We start from the raw sequence: 15,431 nt of genomic DNA on the forward strand, positions 1-15,431 counted from the left end.
GTTAATCACTCTCCCCAATCGTTTGAATAATCGTCATCGTCACACCGACGACGACGAGATAGACGCCCAAATCAAACAACATCGCCGTATGCAGGGAAGTTTTTCCGAACAGCGGTAGATTGAAGTAATCATGTGCGTGCGTAAAGAACGGAACATTAAACAATAAAGCGCCCGAAGCCGTCAAGACGGCAATCAACATGCCAATCGCCGTCATCAATTTGTAGTCGACGGGCAGAATTTGGCGGAGTGTTTGAATGTCAAAGGCAAGCAGGACCAACACGAGGGCGGAAGCGGTGACGAGTCCGCCGATAAAGCCACCACCCGGTGTGTAATGCCCGGCAAAGAACAGATAGACGGCAAACAAGAAAATAATGAACGTGATGAACGTCGTGGCCGATTCCAGGATGACGTCATTCGTATGTTTCTTCATCGGATTTTTCATTTGTCGATTCCCCCAGTCTTCCGGAAATTAATCATCGCATAGATGCCGAGTGCGGCAATCGCCAACACGCTGATCTCAAACAACGTATCAAATCCACGGAAGTCGACGAGGATGACGTTGACCATGTTACCGCCTGCGGCTAAGTCCGCCACATTATCGATATAATACTGGGCGATGGAAGCAAATGAGCGTTGGCTCAGAGAAGCCAGTGCGACTAACGTGACACTCAGACCGACGAGAGCGGAGATGGCTGCGTTCCCGAGTCTGAACTTGATCCGTTCTTCTTTCCGGCTGATTTCCGGCATATGATAAAACACGAGTAGGAACAGCGCAACAGAGACCGTTTCAATGACAAGTTGTGTCAGCGCCAGGTCAGGTGCCCGGAATAAGACGAAGAACAGAGCGACCGTATAGCCGACGACACCCAGTAAGATGATGGATGTCAAACGGGACCGGGCGAACGTGATCGATAACGCACTTCCGACCAGAACCAGGACCAAGACGATTTCGTAAGCATGGACCGAACTGAGCGGGTCCACGTCAAATCTAAAGGCATCGAGGAAGTAAAGGCTCGATAAGACCAGCACGACGATAAAACCGAAGATATAGACCAAATAAGAACGCATATAGCCGGTCATGACCGTATCGTGAATAGCGGTCGAGGCTTGTTCACCCCGACGCAACAAGGCGTCATATTGGTGATTCAACGACACCTGTTTTGGCATCCGGTTGTACAGTGAGCGCCATTTCGGTAACGTCAGGAACAAAATCGTCCCGACTGAGATGATCAGCAGGGTCAAGAACAGTTCGGGATTAAATCCGTGCCAGAGCTTGATCTTGAGCGGGAACGATCCACCACCGTCAACGACCTGCGGTAAAATGGCTTCAACGGCAGGGCGAATCAGCGTGTTCGAAAGCAAGTTCGGGAACAAGCCGATCAAGATGACGAGTGAGACCAGCACAAGCGGAGGCAGTAACATGCCGATTGGTGCTTCATGCGGTTTTTTCTGTAACTTGTCCAATTGTTTTGGACCAAGGAACGTCCGATAAACAATCAAGATACTGTAGACAAACGTAAAGATGCTACCGACGACAGCAAAGAACGGGAACAAGAGCCCCCACGTCTCGAGATGGAACAGTCCGGAATTCGATACTTCGAGAACACCGGTCAAAAACATTTCCTTACTCAAGAAACCATTGAACGGCGGAACGCCCGCCATCGACAATGTCCCGATTGTCGCGATCGTGAACGTCACCGGCATCAGTTGAGACAGACCGCCTAGTTTCCGGATATCACGTGTACCCGTTTCATGATCGATGATTCCCGCCATCATGAAAAGACTTCCTTTAAATGTCGCATGGTTGATCAAGTGGAAGACGGCTGCGACGGTTGCAATCGTATAGAGGCTGTCAGGCAGGATTTCAACCTGTAAAGCCGCTGCTCCCAGTCCGAGCAGGGACATGATCAGACCGAGCTGTGAAATCGTCGAATACGCTAAGATGGCTTTTAAATCAACTTGTTTGACGGCATTTAACGACCCCCAGAAGAGTGTGAACATTCCGACAGACGACACAAGATAAAACCAAAGCGGCGTTTCAGCAAAGATGGGACTCATCCGGGCGACCAAATACAGACCCGCCTTGACCATCGTCGCCGAGTGAAGATACGCACTGACGGGAGTCGGTGCTTCCATCGCATCCGGCAACCAAATATGGAACGGGAATTGAGCGGATTTCGTAAAAGCTGCCAGTAAAAACAGCACAAGGGAAACAGTGAAAAGTGGATCGCCTGAATACGTACTGACCGTTGCGAGCGATTCGCGGATGCTGAACGAACCAGACAGTAACGACAGCAAAGAAATTCCGCCAAGCATGGACAACCCGCCGAAAACAGTGATGAGCATCGATTTTTGGGCACCGTAACGGGAGCGTTCCCGTTCATACCAGTAGCCGATCAGTAAGAATGAAGAAATTGACGTCAATTCCCAGAACAGGTACATGACAATCATGTTGTCCGACAAGACAATCCCGAGCATGGCTGTCATGAAGAGAAGCAAATAGACATAAAAATTATGCAGCGCCTCTTTTTTAGGATCCAGATAATAAACTGAATAAAGGACGACAAGGGATCCAATACCGGTAATCAACAACGCGAACAGCAAACCGAGTCCGTCGACATAGGCGACGAAGTTGATACCCAGTGAAGGGATCCAGTTCATTGTCGCAGTGACCGGTTTTCCAGCCATCGTTTGACTGATGAATTGGCTGAAATAGATGACCAGTGTGAGTGGGACGAGTAAAACGAACCATCCTGTGTGCACGGATCGAATCTTCTTGTAGAGTAATGGAATGAAGAGACTTACGAGTAACGGCAACAAGATTGCCAAATGAAGCAATGACACATGATTCCCTCCTTTGTGTGGTGCAATCGAAAAAAATGAAAGAAGGACGTTGTACGCAAGCGACGTGTTTGGCTTGTGACGATGTCCTCTCTAGCATAGGCATTCGATTTTCGGTGAAGCATCTGTTAAAAGTATAGCGTACATTTCGTGTCTCTGCATGACTTGACCCTTTTGATTTAGCGCAGGAACGCGGTTTTTGATCGAATTATTAAATATGTAGGAACACGGCAGAAAAAGGCTAAAAAAAATCTGAAAAAAATATTTGAAACGATGATTTTGATTACAATCAGCCGTTTATGGGAAAACAAATAAAGTGTAAAAATCCAGTGGACAGAGGTGGCGTCATGAAAAAGTCGTTTAAGCAAGGTCTCATCCTAGGCGGAGTCGTTACATTATCCGCATTAGCAATCAAACGGTATCAACAATCCTGCTCAAAAGATCAAAGTATCAGTCATACCGCGGAACTGGACCAACGTCCAAGCGTCGATGCAAAAACGGACGAAACAGAAGTGGGTCTGACGCAACTGGACTCGATTCAGCGTGCGGATTGGCAGGCAAATGGTTTTCCGCAGACACATGCCGAGCTCGAGCGATTAGAAAAAGAAGAAAACCAATAAAAAAACACGCTCTCATTTTTGGGAGCGTGTTTTTTATATGAAGCAAAAACTCAGGCACTTGTCGAAACGAGAGCTTGGATGCGCTCACTATGTGCTGTGTAGGAAGATAGATGTTCGAATTGATGCAGGGTAAGCGTCGTCATTCGACTGTGCCCCGTGCTTGATTCAAGCAGTAGATAGGCTTCATTTTGGTCCTGACCACCACCGTCAAAGCGGATTGTCGCTGTAATCGTCCGTCCGTCGTTCGTTTGCATATAGATATCGTAACCACCAAAATCAACGCGGGTAAAACGATTGGCTTCGCTTACGATTCGTTTAAAGGTTTCTATCAATGAATAAGACATGCAAGTTCCTCCTTATGTGAAAAGACCATGTGACCTGACATTCAATCACCAATCGGTATCGAATATTACTTTTCCCATTAAATAGAAGAATTAAACCTTTAAAAAGAATCTTTTTTTAGGGTTGTTATGAAACGCGTTTCATACGGTATCGTAAAGTGAAACAGCGCGTAACCGGATCATAATCATGGGCGTCAGCTGAAAGCAGGGTCAAAAGGAGCGGAAAAGCTCCTTTTTTTGTACAAAAAAAGACAAAGTCTGAATGAAGACTTTGCCTTTAAGAAGAACAGATTAGAGTTCGACGTTGTGGTAGACTTGTTGCACATCTTCCAAATCTTCCAACGCATCAATCATTTTTTCGAATTGTTGGACGTCTTCCTCAGATAACGTCACTTCGTTTTGAGCGAGCATGACCAGCTCGGCAACTGAAAAATCAGTAATGCCGGCTTCTTTTAACGTTTCTTGAACGGCATGGAACTGCTCCGGCTCAGCATAGATGATGACCGATTCTTCTTCTTCCAAGATGTCACGGACATCCAAATCGGCTTCCATCATCAATTCAAGGATGTCATCGGCCGTTTTCCCCTCAAACGCAAAAATGGCCGTTGCATCAAACATATAGGCGACAGAACCGCTGACGCCCATGTTTCCTCCGTTTTTCCCAAATGCGGCACGCACGTCAGAAGCCGTCCGGTTGACGTTGTTCGTCAACGTCTCGACGATGACCATCGAACCGCTTGGTCCAAATCCTTCGTACCGTAAGACGTCAAAGTTTTCTTCAGCGCCACCTTTTGCTTTTTCAATCGCCCGATCGACGATTGCCCGGGGAACACTGTACGTTTTTGCACGTTCCAAGACAACTTTTAATGCCTGATTTGATTCAGGATCCGGTTCGCCTTGTTTCGCGGCAACATAAATCTCCCGTCCGAATTTCGCATACACCCGGCTTGTATTTTTGTCTTTCGACGCCTTTTTCTCTTTGATGTTATTCCATTTACGACCCATCAGAATCCACTCGCTTTCACATGACTTCGATTTAGTAGAAACCCGTCGGTTCCCTCTGCCTGTCTAGTATACCTCATCCGCCATCGATTTCTGAACTGAAATGATAGGACTTGACTGAATTTTGAACGGGAACGTTTACAACGAGTGGAAATTCGGGAAGTATCAGTAGATGAATAAATTCAGCATGTGGAAGGATGAACGATTATGAACAAAGCAGCAGTGTTCCATCGCGCCTTATCTCCGTACGTCTATAAATATGACGAAGAGACGGTGCATATCCGCTTAATGTCGGCGAAAGGGGATCTTGATCGTGTCGAACTCGTACACGGGGATCCATATGAATGGGATGCTGAGCGAGAAGAGGATCGGGACTGGAACTTCGATCCGGACAAAGAGAAATTTTGGAAAACCGCGACAACCCCGATGACCTATTCAGGATCGGATGCGACCCATGATTACTGGTTCGTCGCCATTCGACCGGCTAAAAAACGTGTCCGTTACGGATTCACAGTCTATGCCGGTGACACATCCGCCGTCTACACAGAACGAGGGTGGTATGACGAGGTGCCGCTTGATCATCCGGGCTATTACTTTGCCGTTCCTTACATGAACGCAGTAGACGTATTTGATGCTCCGGCATGGGTCAAGGATACGGTCTGGTATCAAATTTTCCCGGATCGGTTCGCAAACGGCGACCCGACGAATGACCGGGCGGGGACGATTGCCTGGGGAGCGGAAGCACCCGCGTTCGACAATTATTTTGGCGGCGATTTCCAAGGGGTGATTGATCGGATTGATTACTTAAAAGCACTGGGCATCACAGGGATTTATTTTTGTCCGATCTTTGTTGCACCTTCCAATCATAAGTACGATACGCTGGATTACTTGCAATTGGATCCAAGTTTCGGAACAGAAGAGACCTTCCGGGAAATGGTCCAGTTGCTCCACGATAATGGCATCCGGATTTTACTCGATGCCGTCTTTAACCATGTCAGTGTGGAGCATCCAGCCTTCCAAGATGTGATGACAAACGGAAGAGAATCAAAGTATGCCAATTGGTTCATGATTGATGAGTTCCCGGTTCAAACGACACCGGCACCGAACTACGAAGTATTTGCGTTCGAAGCGAACATGCCGAAACTCAATACAGCCCATCCGGACGTCAAAGACTATCTATTGAAGGTCGGACGATACTGGGTCGAAGAGTTTCAGGTCGATGGTTGGCGGCTTGACGTGGCGAGTGAGGTCGATCATGCCTTTTGGCGTGAGTTTCGGACGGAAGTCCGTGCTGCCAATCCGGAAGCGTACATCGTCGGCGAGTGCTGGACGGATTCTCAGGAATGGTTGCTCGGTGATCAGTTTGACGCGGTCATGAACTATGGACTGACCGAAGCCTTCTTGACGTTTTTTGCGACCAATGAGAGCACGGCATCCGCGTTCAGTCATGCGATCGTCCGAAACTTGAACAGTAACTCCATGAATGTCAACGAAGTGATGTTCAATTTGGTGGATTCGCACGATACACCACGTGCCTTGACGCGAGCGAATGGGGACCGGGAACGGATGAAATTGTTGATGTTATCTCTGTTGACGTTCACAGGGAGTCCTGTCATCTACTACGGAGACGAGATCGGTCTGACGGGTGGCCAGGATCCGGATAACCGCAAGTGTATGGTCTGGGATTCAGCGGAGCAGGACACGGAGCTTCTCGACTATATCAAACAGTTGATTGCCCTGCGTAAACAACACGCTGGTCTTGCCAACGCGTCAAGTTATCAATTTGAACAAGTGAATGATGAGACCGGCAGCTTTGTAATTCGTCGTGAGACGAACGAAACGACCTATTTGATCGTGTTCAACAATGGACCGGAAGACATCCAAATCGATCTGGCAGAACCGACGATTGATTTATTGGAGAAGAGGCACTATTCGCAAACCGTTGACGTGCCAGCTGTATCCGGTAAGATTTTGCAAGTGATCGACGTCTAAACAAACAGCCGCTTCCAGGAAAATTTTCCGGAAGCGGCTGTTGTTTTAGGTAAATCAAGTATCAGAAAAAGGGATGGATGAGCAGACCGCTTCTCAACTTCGGTTCAAACCAGGTTGATTTCGGGGGCATGACGTCCCCGGCGTCAGCCACTTCCATCAACTCGGTCAATCCGGTTGGATGCAGATGGAAAGCCACTGCCATCGTTCCTTGATCGACGAGCTGTTCAAGTCCGGCGTATCCTTTGACGCCACCAACGAATTGAATCCGTGAATCGGTCCGAGGATCCTCGATGCCGAGGAAAGGCGTCAACAGTTCATCCTGGAGAATCGCGACATCCAGATTGTCTTTGACGGATGGACGATCCTGCTCGTAATCGAGCGTGTACCATTCTTGTTTCAAGTACATCTCAAACCGGTGTTTTTGTGTTTCGGGTGCCCGCCCGCGTGTAATCGTGAAACGACTGCTGATCCGTGTCAGTAATTCCTCAACCGACTGACCGTATAAATCTTCGACGACGCGATGATAACCTTGAATGTTTAATTGGTCACGCGAAAAGGAAACGGCGAGGAACAAACCGGCATCGTCGTGATCGTTCAACCGGGCGACTTGCGAGGCAGCTTCTGCCCGGTGATGACCGTCCGCGATGTACAGATGATCATGACGGGCAAATTGACTGCCGATTGTCATCATCGCTTCTCGATCGGTCACTTTGAAGATCGTGTGTTCGATTCCATCTTCAGCGGTGAATTGATAGAGTGGCGGCTGTTTGTCCTGTTCTGTGACGATCCGGTCCAGTTCGGTGTCCGGGTGGTGTGCAAGCAGAATCGGTCCTGTATGAGCCGCGAGTGCCTGCACATGACGGACACGGTCCCGTTCTTTGTCCGGACGTGTGAACTCGTGTTTACGGATGATGCCTTGATCATAGTCGGAAACAGACACACAACCAACGAAACCGGTTTGTGTGTGGATCCCATCGCTCAACCGGTAAAGGTAATAACTCTCGACATCATCCAGAGTCAGGATATGCCGTTCGACGGCTTCTTTAAAATGAAGTGCCGCTTGTTGGTACACCCGGGGATCATGGTCGTCAATCAAGTCCGGTAAGGTGACCTCGGCTTTATCGATCCGTAAAAAAGATAACGGACGCCGTCGGACTTCCGCCCGACCTTCCGCCCGATTGAAGACGTCGTAAGGGAGTGAGGAAAAAGCTTCTGCATATTTGGAGTCTGGACGCAAAGCATGGAAAGGTTCAAAAGTAGGCATAATCAACGCTCCTTATAATAGTCGTGTTTTTAAGACACCAGGAATCAAATTCAGTTGGTGCAGGGAAATGGATTCATCGAGATGATTGTCAATATCGATGATTGTGTAAGCGATCCCATCCTTGCTGCCGTTGATCATATTGGCGATGTTGATTTGTTCAGAAGCGAGGACGGAAGCGATTTGACCCACCATGTTCGGAATGTTCTGATGGGCAATCGTGATTCGTCGTTTGCCGGAGTAAGGCAGTTCAACCGCCGGGAAATTGACGGCATTCCGGACGTTTCCGGTTTCAAGAAAGAGTTTTAATTGATCGACTGCCATGACGGCACAATTTTCTTCTGCCTCAGCAGTGGACGCGCCGATATGCGGCAACGGAATCACTCGCGGCAGGGAGAGTATGAAGGCATTCGGAAAATCCGTCACATAGTTGGCCAATCGACCAGATTTTAAGACCGTCGCCAAAGCGTGTTCATCAATCAATTCACCACGTGAAAAATTAAGTAAGGTCGCTCCTTGCTTCACCTTTGCGAGCAACCGTTCATCAAGCAGATGTTGCGTCGAATCAATCAAGGGCAAATGCAGGGTGATATAATCACTTGTTGCCAGCAACTCCTCAAGATTGGTCACACGTTGGACTTGATTGGAGACGCGCCAGGCGGACTCGACGGACATATGCGGATCGTAACCGGAAACCGTCATGCCAAGCTCATGTAATGTATTGGCTAAACTGGCACCAATCGCACCGAGACCAACGATGCCAATCCGTTTACCGAGTAATTCAGTTCCGGCAAACTGTTTTTTGTTGGCTTCGACCCGTTCCGGGATATCATGTCCCCGAAGATTGTTTGTCCATAAAATGCTCGGAATCAGTTTCCGGGCACTCAAGAACAAACTGGCGATGACAAGCTCTTTGACGGCATTGGCATTTGCTCCCGGTGTCGAGAAAACAGGAATTCCCCGGTTGGCCAATTGGTCGAGCGGAATGTTGTTGACGCCGACTCCTGCCCGAGCGACTGCTTTTAAGGACTCCTTGAACTTCATTCCGTGCAAGTCCTTGCTTCGGACAAGAAATGCGTCTGGTTCTTCGACGTCACGTTGGACGAGATAACCATCGTTAAATCGTTTTAGCCCCTTTTCAGATACGTCATTCCAAAGTTGTACGTGGTACATTTAGCGTTCCCCCTGTTCAAATCGGTGTAGTACGGATAGAAGAGCATCGACTCCGGAATTCGGCATTGCATTGTAAAGACTGGCACGCATCCCACCGACGGATCGGTGCCCCTTTAGATTGACCAGCTGATTCCGTTCCGCGAATTTTAGGAATTGTGTGTCTAAGTCCACTTGACCTGTCGAGAAGGGGATGTTCATTCGGCTACGGTCGCTGATTGCGACAGCATTTGAGAACAAGGTCGATTGGTCCAAATATGTATAAAGCGCAGCAGCCTGTTGGCGGTTGCGCTGAACAACCGTCTCAAACCCTTGCTCTTTGATCCATTCCAGGACAAGTTTCGTCAAATAGATACTATACGTTGGTGGTGTGTTGTAAAGCGAGTGATGTTTCGCGTGTGTCTCATAACGCAAGTACGAGCCGGACGATTGGGGTGTCCGTTGAAGCAATTCATCTTTGATGATGACGAGCGTCATTCCTGCCGAACCAAGATTTTTTTGGGCGCCAGCATAAATGACATCGAACTGCCGAATATCAATCGGTTCAGACAAGATAGAAGACGAAAAGTCAGCGACTAGAGGGACACCAACTTGTGGGGCTTTTGTATACGTGGTTCCTTCCAACGTGTTGTTCCATGTGATGTGAAGGTAGTCGGCGTCAGAAGTGACAGCTTCAACTGGAATCGATCGATAGCCATCCGATGCCGATGAAGCGAGGATTCGTGTCGTTGCATAAGCCTGTGCGTCTTTGATCGCCTTTTGTGACCAACTACCGGTATCAATGAAGTCGACCATCTGGCGATTTGTCGCCAAATTAAGCGGCAACATCGAAAACTGGAGCGTTGCACCACCTTGCAAAAAAAGAACGCGATACTCGTCCGGTATATCCATCAGTTCGCGGAGCAACGATTCCGTTTCGTGGAGGATAGTTTCAAACAAATCGGACCGGTGACTCAGCTCCAGGACGGATTGTCCAGAACCTTGATAATTCAACAGTTCAGATTGGGCTTTTAGTAAGACCGGAACCGGTAACACCGCTGGACCAGCGGAAAAGTTAAAAACAGTCATGTCATTCCTCCTACGATAATTTTCAGAAAATATTTACAACTAAAGTGTAACGGAATGAAAACAGTTAATCAAATGTCTTTTTGGAATTGAACTACCTCCACCTACGCTTCACTTAGAGGTGAAGGATTCCTGAGTGATCCGACCTAACGGTCGAAACCTGATCAGGCTAAACCCGTCGTTCCGACGGTTGAAGAAGCTAAGATACGTTCGGCTTCTTGTTTGAGATTCAGTCCTGCATTCACATCTCGATCGTGATGGATACCGCAACTCGGGCATGTCCATTCACGCAAGCTGAGATGTTTCACGTCTTTGTGTTGATGGCCGCAACTGGAGCACAGTTGACTGGAAGCAAAGGTCTTGCCGATCTTCACGACAATCTTCCCGTACCATCCTGCCTTGTACTCCAGCATGCGGAAGAATGCCGACCAGCTGACGTCCGAGATGGCCTTGCTTAACTTGCGATTCTTCTGCATGTTCTTCACTTGCAAGGTCTTGATCCCGATGACGTCGTGGTTTTGGACGATCTCGGTCGATACCTTATGCAAGAAGTCGGTGCGCTTGTTGGCGATCTTCTCGTGGATGCGGGCGACCTTCCGCTTCTGCTTCTGATAGTTCCTCGCCTCGGAAAGCGGGACTTTCTTGTTCAAAGCGATGCGCTGACGGCGGGAGAGCTTACGCTGTTCGCGCGCCAGTTTCTTCTCAAGCGAACGAAAGTAACGATCGTTTTGGTAGACGGTGCCGTCCGACAGGATTTCCTGCTCTTTTGTCGGATAGATTCTGAATTTGTAGGCCTTGTGTTTCAACACCATTTTTCACCTCCTTCAAAGGGAATATACCCGAAAAGCAGGTTGGCGATTCATCTCCCACTTTCACTTCGTTTAGAAGTGGGCGTATTCTCGCCTAATTTTGATAAACAGGAGGGAGGTCATGCAGGTTGTGAGGAGGGGAGAAGGCCAGAAATCAGCAAACCGCTTTTTCGACAAAACAAACAGACGGATTTTACATCCACCTGTTTGTTTTAATCGTAAGAGATTATTTAATCATCAGATTTAGGAAGGGTCGAGTGGCGTCAGTTGAGTAAAATGCCATTTCCAGCCATCGGGTGTCCAATGGTACAAGGAAACACTTCGAAATCGACCAACGTAAGAGGTTTGACCATAAGAAAAAGTATCCTCTAATAGTTCTTGTACGAGTGCCGTCGTCTCAAACACTTCGACTACGACCGATTCATTCGTCTGATTGATCCATTTGATTTGATCTAAATCTACGTAATGATCAAGATAGGTCTCAGCATCAAATTGACGTCCCTGTCCATCAATAAAAGAAAAATCGTCCGATAACAGTTGGTGCATCGCTTCCCGATCCCCTTGCATCAAGTAAGCATGCCGGTTTGTGAGGAATGTTTGCAGTTGAGTATGTTTAGCTGACGGTTCCATAAAAATCATCCTTTCGGTCTTGAAGTGAGTGAGTTGATCCAAACACAATGAAACAAAAAAAGACTCTGCAACAGCAGAGTCTTGGAAAATTAAAGTTTAGTAACGTTAGTTGCTTGCGGTCCGCGTTGGCCTTCTTCAACTTCAAACGAAACTTCTTGACCTTCGTCAAGTGATTTGAAACCGTCTGTTTGAATAGCTGAGAAGTGAACGAAAACGTCGTCGCCGCTTTCACGTTCGATGAAGCCAAAACCTTTTTCTGCGTTAAACCATTTTACTTTACCTTGTTCCATGTGTGTTGCCTCCTGCGTATGACTGAGCCATACTGATTATTACTACCGTGATCAATTTCATCGAGTCAAAAGTGTAACCTTCATATCTCCACCGAACAACAATAATTACTTAATAATATACCATGACCGGTGTGAAAAAGATAGGGGAGATTAAAAAAGAATAAGAAAAGAGGAAACGCGGCTGCGCTTCCTCTTAGGAAAATTAAAGTTTAGTAACGTTAGTTGCTTGTGGTCCGCGTTGGCCTTCTTCAACTTCAAACGAAACTTCTTGACCTTCGTCAAGTGATTTGAAACCGTCTGTTTGGATAGCTGAGAAGTGAACGAAAACGTCGTCGCCGCTTTCACGTTCGATGAAGCCAAAACCTTTTTCTGCGTTAAACCATTTTACTTTACCTTGTTCCATGTGTGTTGCCTCCTGCGTGTGACTGAGCCACACTGATTATTACTACCGTGATCAATTTCATCGAGTTAAAGTGAAACACTTTGTATCTCCACCGAACAACAATAATTACTTAATAATATAACATGGTCTCTAAGAAAAAGGAAGTAATAAACAAAATAAATAACATCCCGCCTAAAATTTATCAGAATCCATTAAGTAATGGAGCGTTAAAAGGAATTGGCGTCTCGTGGTCCGAATACATGAATCTAAGTAAATAAGTAGAAGGATTCCGTCAATTGTTTATCCGACCGGTTCGCGCTGAGACCTGGCTTGTTTCACTGCACTGATTAAATAGCCGTGAATGGATGCGTATCGTTTAGGATTTGTCCAGACATCATGGAAAATTTGTTTTAGAGTGAGTTGGATGCGCCGTTCATCGGACAACATTCGGGTTAATAACAGATATAACGATTTTTCATACCGGTCATATAACAATTCGAGAGCGTATCTATTTTTTAGTTCGATTTGTTGGAATAACTCTTCATCAGTTCGCATGCTCTCCTCCTTGTAGTCGTTTACCTCTTGTTTTGTAAACACTTTGTTACTTGTTTGTTGTTGTAATTTTCCCGATAAAAAAAATATCAAACACCTTAACTCTTTGATATTAAGATATTTAAGGAATACGTTAGTCGCAAAGAAGGAGAATGACGCCATGAATTCGATTTATTTACGTGTGTATACGAAAGAAGACGCACAGGCATTGCTGGATCTCAGCGTTCGAAACCAAGGACATTTTGAATATTGGATGCCGGTCAAGCCCCCCAAAGACACCTATACGCTGCCGAAACAACTTGAGCGAATTCAACAGTTGGAGGAGAACCAAAAAGCAGACCGTTCATATGCGTTCGGGATATTTTTAACAGAAACGAATCAACTGGTCGGAGAAGTGTCTGCGGCATTCGTTGAACGTTTCCCGGCAGAGACGTGTATGATCGGGTATCAACTTGATCAGCAGTATAACGGGCAAGGGATCATGTCAATAGCTGTCCGCCAAGCTGCGCGTCTCTTGTTCGACGAGTATCAGTTCCACCGTTTGCGGGCCGAAGTCATGCCCGAGAATATCGGATCGATCCGCGTCTTGGAAAAAGCAGGATTCAGACAGGAAGGCATCGCAAAAAAGAGTTTGTTCATTAACGGTGCCTGGGAAGACTTCGTGTTGTTTGCACTATTAAAAGAAGAACTCGATTAAAAGAAGAACTCGGATGAAGAGAAATGCTCGAGCACAGTCTTTTAGTCATACATCAGAATTGTCAAAGGAGAATGATTCATGCCCATGTCGACTTATTACCAGAATCTGCGTCAAAAAACAGGAAATCAATTGTTGTTCACACCGTCTGTCGGTGCAATCATCCGCGATGCATCGGGACGAATCTTGTTCCAAGATCCGGGAGGTCCGTTCTGGAGCCTTCCGGCGGGCGCAATCGAACCGGGCGAGCCGCCGGCAAAAGCGGTAATCCGTGAAGTATATGAAGAAACTGGATTGATTGTCCGTCCGGTCCGCCTGATCGGCTGTTTTGGAGGTGAGGCGTTTCGCCTGACCTACCCTGATCAAAACCAGGTGGAGTATGTCGTCTTTATTTTTGAGTGTGATGTGTTGGAAGGAACGTTAACAGCGATTGACGGTGAATCCAAACAACTGTGTTATTTTGACAGGAAAGATCGTCCGCCCTTAGCGCTTCCTTATCCCGAACATATTTTTGAAACAGGAACGGAAAGTAGTTTTTTTGAATGGGAAGAAGCATGGATTGATCAATTAAAGATGGAATACTCTATAAAAGACGAACATTAAAAGGTTTTTCGATAGAAAAATATGCTTTTTGGTGATTTTATTTTGACAAGCTTCCTAATATTCGATATAGTATCCAAGTACGAACGTTACTATTTAATTAATAAAAAATATTCGTTATTTGGGGTGCTAGTGATGGATGTAGTATTTGATTATGAAGATATTCAATTAATTCCTGCAAAATCAATTGTAGGAAGCCGGTCGGAATGTGATACGACGGTTGAGTTTGGTGGACGACGTTTTAAGTTACCGGTCGTTCCGGCCAATATGCAGACGATCATTGACGAAAAAATTGCGACTTATTTGGCAGAGAACGGTTACTTTTACATCATGCATCGTTTCGAGCCTGAAACACGACTCGATTTTGTCCGGTCGATGCAAAAACGCGATTTGATTTCATCAATCAGTGTTGGCGTAAAAGCGGAAGAATATACATTCGTCGAGACGTTGGCACAAGAAGGCTTGACGCCGGAATACATCACGATTGACATCGCTCATGGTCATTCGGAAGCGGTCATTCGGATGATCCAACATATCAAACTGCTGTTACCGGACAGTTTTGTTATTGCTGGAAACGTTGGGACACCGGAAGCCGTTCGTGAGTTGGAACACGCCGGAGCAGACGCGACAAAAGTTGGAATCGGTCCAGGTAAAGTGTGTATTACGAAAATTAAAACGGGATTTGGTACGGGAGGCTGGCAATTGGCGGCATTGAGATGGTGTGCCAAAGCGGCCAGTAAACCGATTATCGCTGACGGCGGTATCCGGACCCACGGCGACATTGCAAAATCCGTTCGTTTTGGGGCGACGATGGTGATGATCGGTTCACTGTTTGCGGGACACGAAGAGTCCCCGGGTGAGACGCACGAAGTTGATGGCTTACGTGTTAAAGAATATTTTGGCTCGGCGTCCGAGTTCCAAAAAGGTGAAAAAAAGAACGTCGAAGGAAAAAAAGTGTTTGTTGAACATAAAGGCAGTTTGTCAGAGACGTTGATTGAGATGGAGCAAGATTTACAGTCTGCGATTTCATACGCGGGCGGTAACAAGCTGCAGGCAATCAGGACTGTCGATTATGTGGTCGTCAAAAATTCAATCTTTAACGGCGATAAAGTGTATTAAGTCGGAGAAAGCGGCATCCTTACAGGGTGTCGCTTCTTTTTTTTATATTATTGAGAGCGCTTA

General features: G+C 46.8%; 17 protein-coding genes. 5 read left to right on the forward strand and 12 right to left on the reverse strand.

Features of this window, described 5'->3' with window-relative positions:
- Position 1 precedes the first annotated feature (1 nt).
- Complete coding sequence (locus KNP87_RS03070; RefSeq protein WP_174544502.1) at positions 2-442, reverse strand: Na(+)/H(+) antiporter subunit B; 441 nt, start codon at positions 440-442, stop codon at positions 2-4.
- Positions 439-2,844: a Na+/H+ antiporter subunit A gene (locus KNP87_RS03075; protein WP_214720784.1), complete on the reverse strand. Its 2,406-nt coding sequence runs from the start codon at positions 2,842-2,844 to the stop codon at positions 439-441. The genes KNP87_RS03070 and KNP87_RS03075 overlap by 4 nt, the downstream gene beginning before the upstream one ends.
- Positions 2,845-3,188: 344 nt before the next feature.
- Here KNP87_RS03075 and KNP87_RS03080 point away from each other — a divergent pair, with 344 nt between their 5' ends.
- Complete coding sequence (locus tag KNP87_RS03080; protein WP_119923112.1) at positions 3,189-3,461, forward strand: hypothetical protein; 273 nt, start codon at positions 3,189-3,191, stop codon at positions 3,459-3,461.
- Between the two features lie 50 nt (positions 3,462-3,511).
- On the opposite strand, the gene KNP87_RS03085 is transcribed toward KNP87_RS03080, so the two are convergent.
- Together KNP87_RS03085 and KNP87_RS03090 are read right to left on the reverse strand one after the other, a co-directional pair.
- A complete protein-coding gene (locus KNP87_RS03085; RefSeq protein ID WP_026832797.1) occupies positions 3,512-3,805 on the reverse strand; it encodes a hypothetical protein in 294 nt (97 codons plus the stop codon).
- A 288-nt stretch (positions 3,806-4,093) separates the two neighbouring features.
- The gene (locus KNP87_RS03090) at positions 4,094-4,807 is read right to left on the reverse strand and encodes a YebC/PmpR family DNA-binding transcriptional regulator (RefSeq protein ID WP_026832798.1); all 714 of its coding nucleotides are present in this window, start codon (positions 4,805-4,807) and stop codon (positions 4,094-4,096) included.
- 204 nt (positions 4,808-5,011) lie between these two features.
- Here KNP87_RS03090 and KNP87_RS03095 point away from each other — a divergent pair, with 204 nt between their 5' ends.
- Positions 5,012-6,796 carry a glycoside hydrolase family 13 protein gene (locus tag KNP87_RS03095; RefSeq protein WP_119923111.1) on the forward strand — a complete coding sequence of 595 codons (1,785 nt, stop codon included), beginning with the start codon at positions 5,012-5,014 and terminating at the stop codon, positions 6,794-6,796.
- A 61-nt stretch (positions 6,797-6,857) separates the two neighbouring features.
- Here the strand turns inward: KNP87_RS03095 and KNP87_RS03100 are convergent, their stop codons facing one another.
- The 8 genes from KNP87_RS03100 to KNP87_RS03135 all read right to left on the reverse strand — a co-directional run bounded on the left by KNP87_RS03100 (position 6,858) and on the right by KNP87_RS03135 (position 12,958).
- On the reverse strand, positions 6,858-8,060 hold the full coding sequence (locus tag KNP87_RS03100) for a DUF1015 domain-containing protein (RefSeq protein WP_026832800.1): 1,203 nt from the start codon (positions 8,058-8,060) through the stop codon (positions 6,858-6,860).
- Between the two features lie 12 nt (positions 8,061-8,072).
- The gene (locus KNP87_RS03105; RefSeq protein ID WP_214720785.1) at positions 8,073-9,230 is read right to left on the reverse strand and encodes a phosphoglycerate dehydrogenase; all 1,158 of its coding nucleotides are present in this window, start codon (positions 9,228-9,230) and stop codon (positions 8,073-8,075) included.
- A complete protein-coding gene (serC, locus tag KNP87_RS03110; RefSeq protein WP_026832802.1) occupies positions 9,231-10,295 on the reverse strand; it encodes a 3-phosphoserine/phosphohydroxythreonine transaminase in 1,065 nt (354 codons plus the stop codon). It abuts the gene before it with no gap.
- A gap of 161 nt (positions 10,296-10,456) precedes the next feature.
- Positions 10,457-11,104 carry an RNA-guided endonuclease TnpB family protein gene (locus KNP87_RS03115; RefSeq protein ID WP_353049349.1) on the reverse strand — a complete coding sequence of 216 codons (648 nt, stop codon included), beginning with the start codon at positions 11,102-11,104 and terminating at the stop codon, positions 10,457-10,459.
- Positions 11,105-11,344: 240 nt separating this feature from the next.
- On the reverse strand, positions 11,345-11,731 hold the full coding sequence (locus KNP87_RS03120) for a nuclear transport factor 2 family protein (RefSeq protein WP_051524812.1): 387 nt from the start codon (positions 11,729-11,731) through the stop codon (positions 11,345-11,347).
- 89 nt (positions 11,732-11,820) lie between these two features.
- Complete coding sequence (locus KNP87_RS03125) at positions 11,821-12,021, reverse strand: cold-shock protein (protein ID WP_012370557.1); 201 nt, start codon at positions 12,019-12,021, stop codon at positions 11,821-11,823.
- A gap of 202 nt (positions 12,022-12,223) precedes the next feature.
- Entirely contained in the window at positions 12,224-12,424 is a 201-nt protein-coding gene (locus KNP87_RS03130) for a cold-shock protein (RefSeq protein ID WP_012370557.1), read from the reverse strand.
- A gap of 279 nt (positions 12,425-12,703) precedes the next feature.
- Positions 12,704-12,958 carry a hypothetical protein gene (locus KNP87_RS03135; protein ID WP_214720786.1) on the reverse strand — a complete coding sequence of 85 codons (255 nt, stop codon included), beginning with the start codon at positions 12,956-12,958 and terminating at the stop codon, positions 12,704-12,706.
- Between the two features lie 157 nt (positions 12,959-13,115).
- Between KNP87_RS03135 and KNP87_RS03140 the strand changes: the two genes are divergently transcribed.
- The 3 genes from KNP87_RS03140 to guaC all read left to right on the forward strand — a co-directional run bounded on the left by KNP87_RS03140 (position 13,116) and on the right by guaC (position 15,368).
- On the forward strand, positions 13,116-13,652 hold the full coding sequence (locus KNP87_RS03140) for a GNAT family N-acetyltransferase (RefSeq protein WP_214720787.1): 537 nt from the start codon (positions 13,116-13,118) through the stop codon (positions 13,650-13,652).
- A gap of 78 nt (positions 13,653-13,730) precedes the next feature.
- The gene (locus KNP87_RS03145; RefSeq protein ID WP_214720788.1) at positions 13,731-14,252 is read left to right on the forward strand and encodes an NUDIX hydrolase; all 522 of its coding nucleotides are present in this window, start codon (positions 13,731-13,733) and stop codon (positions 14,250-14,252) included.
- 132 nt (positions 14,253-14,384) lie between these two features.
- Positions 14,385-15,368: a GMP reductase gene (gene guaC, locus KNP87_RS03150; RefSeq protein WP_251135382.1), complete on the forward strand. Its 984-nt coding sequence runs from the start codon at positions 14,385-14,387 to the stop codon at positions 15,366-15,368.
- Positions 15,369-15,431: the final 63 nt, after the last annotated feature.

Origin of the sequence: Exiguobacterium sp. s192, assembly GCF_018618795.1 — a bacterium.
Classification (GTDB): Bacteria; Bacillota; Bacilli; order Exiguobacteriales; family Exiguobacteriaceae; genus Exiguobacterium_A; species Exiguobacterium_A undae.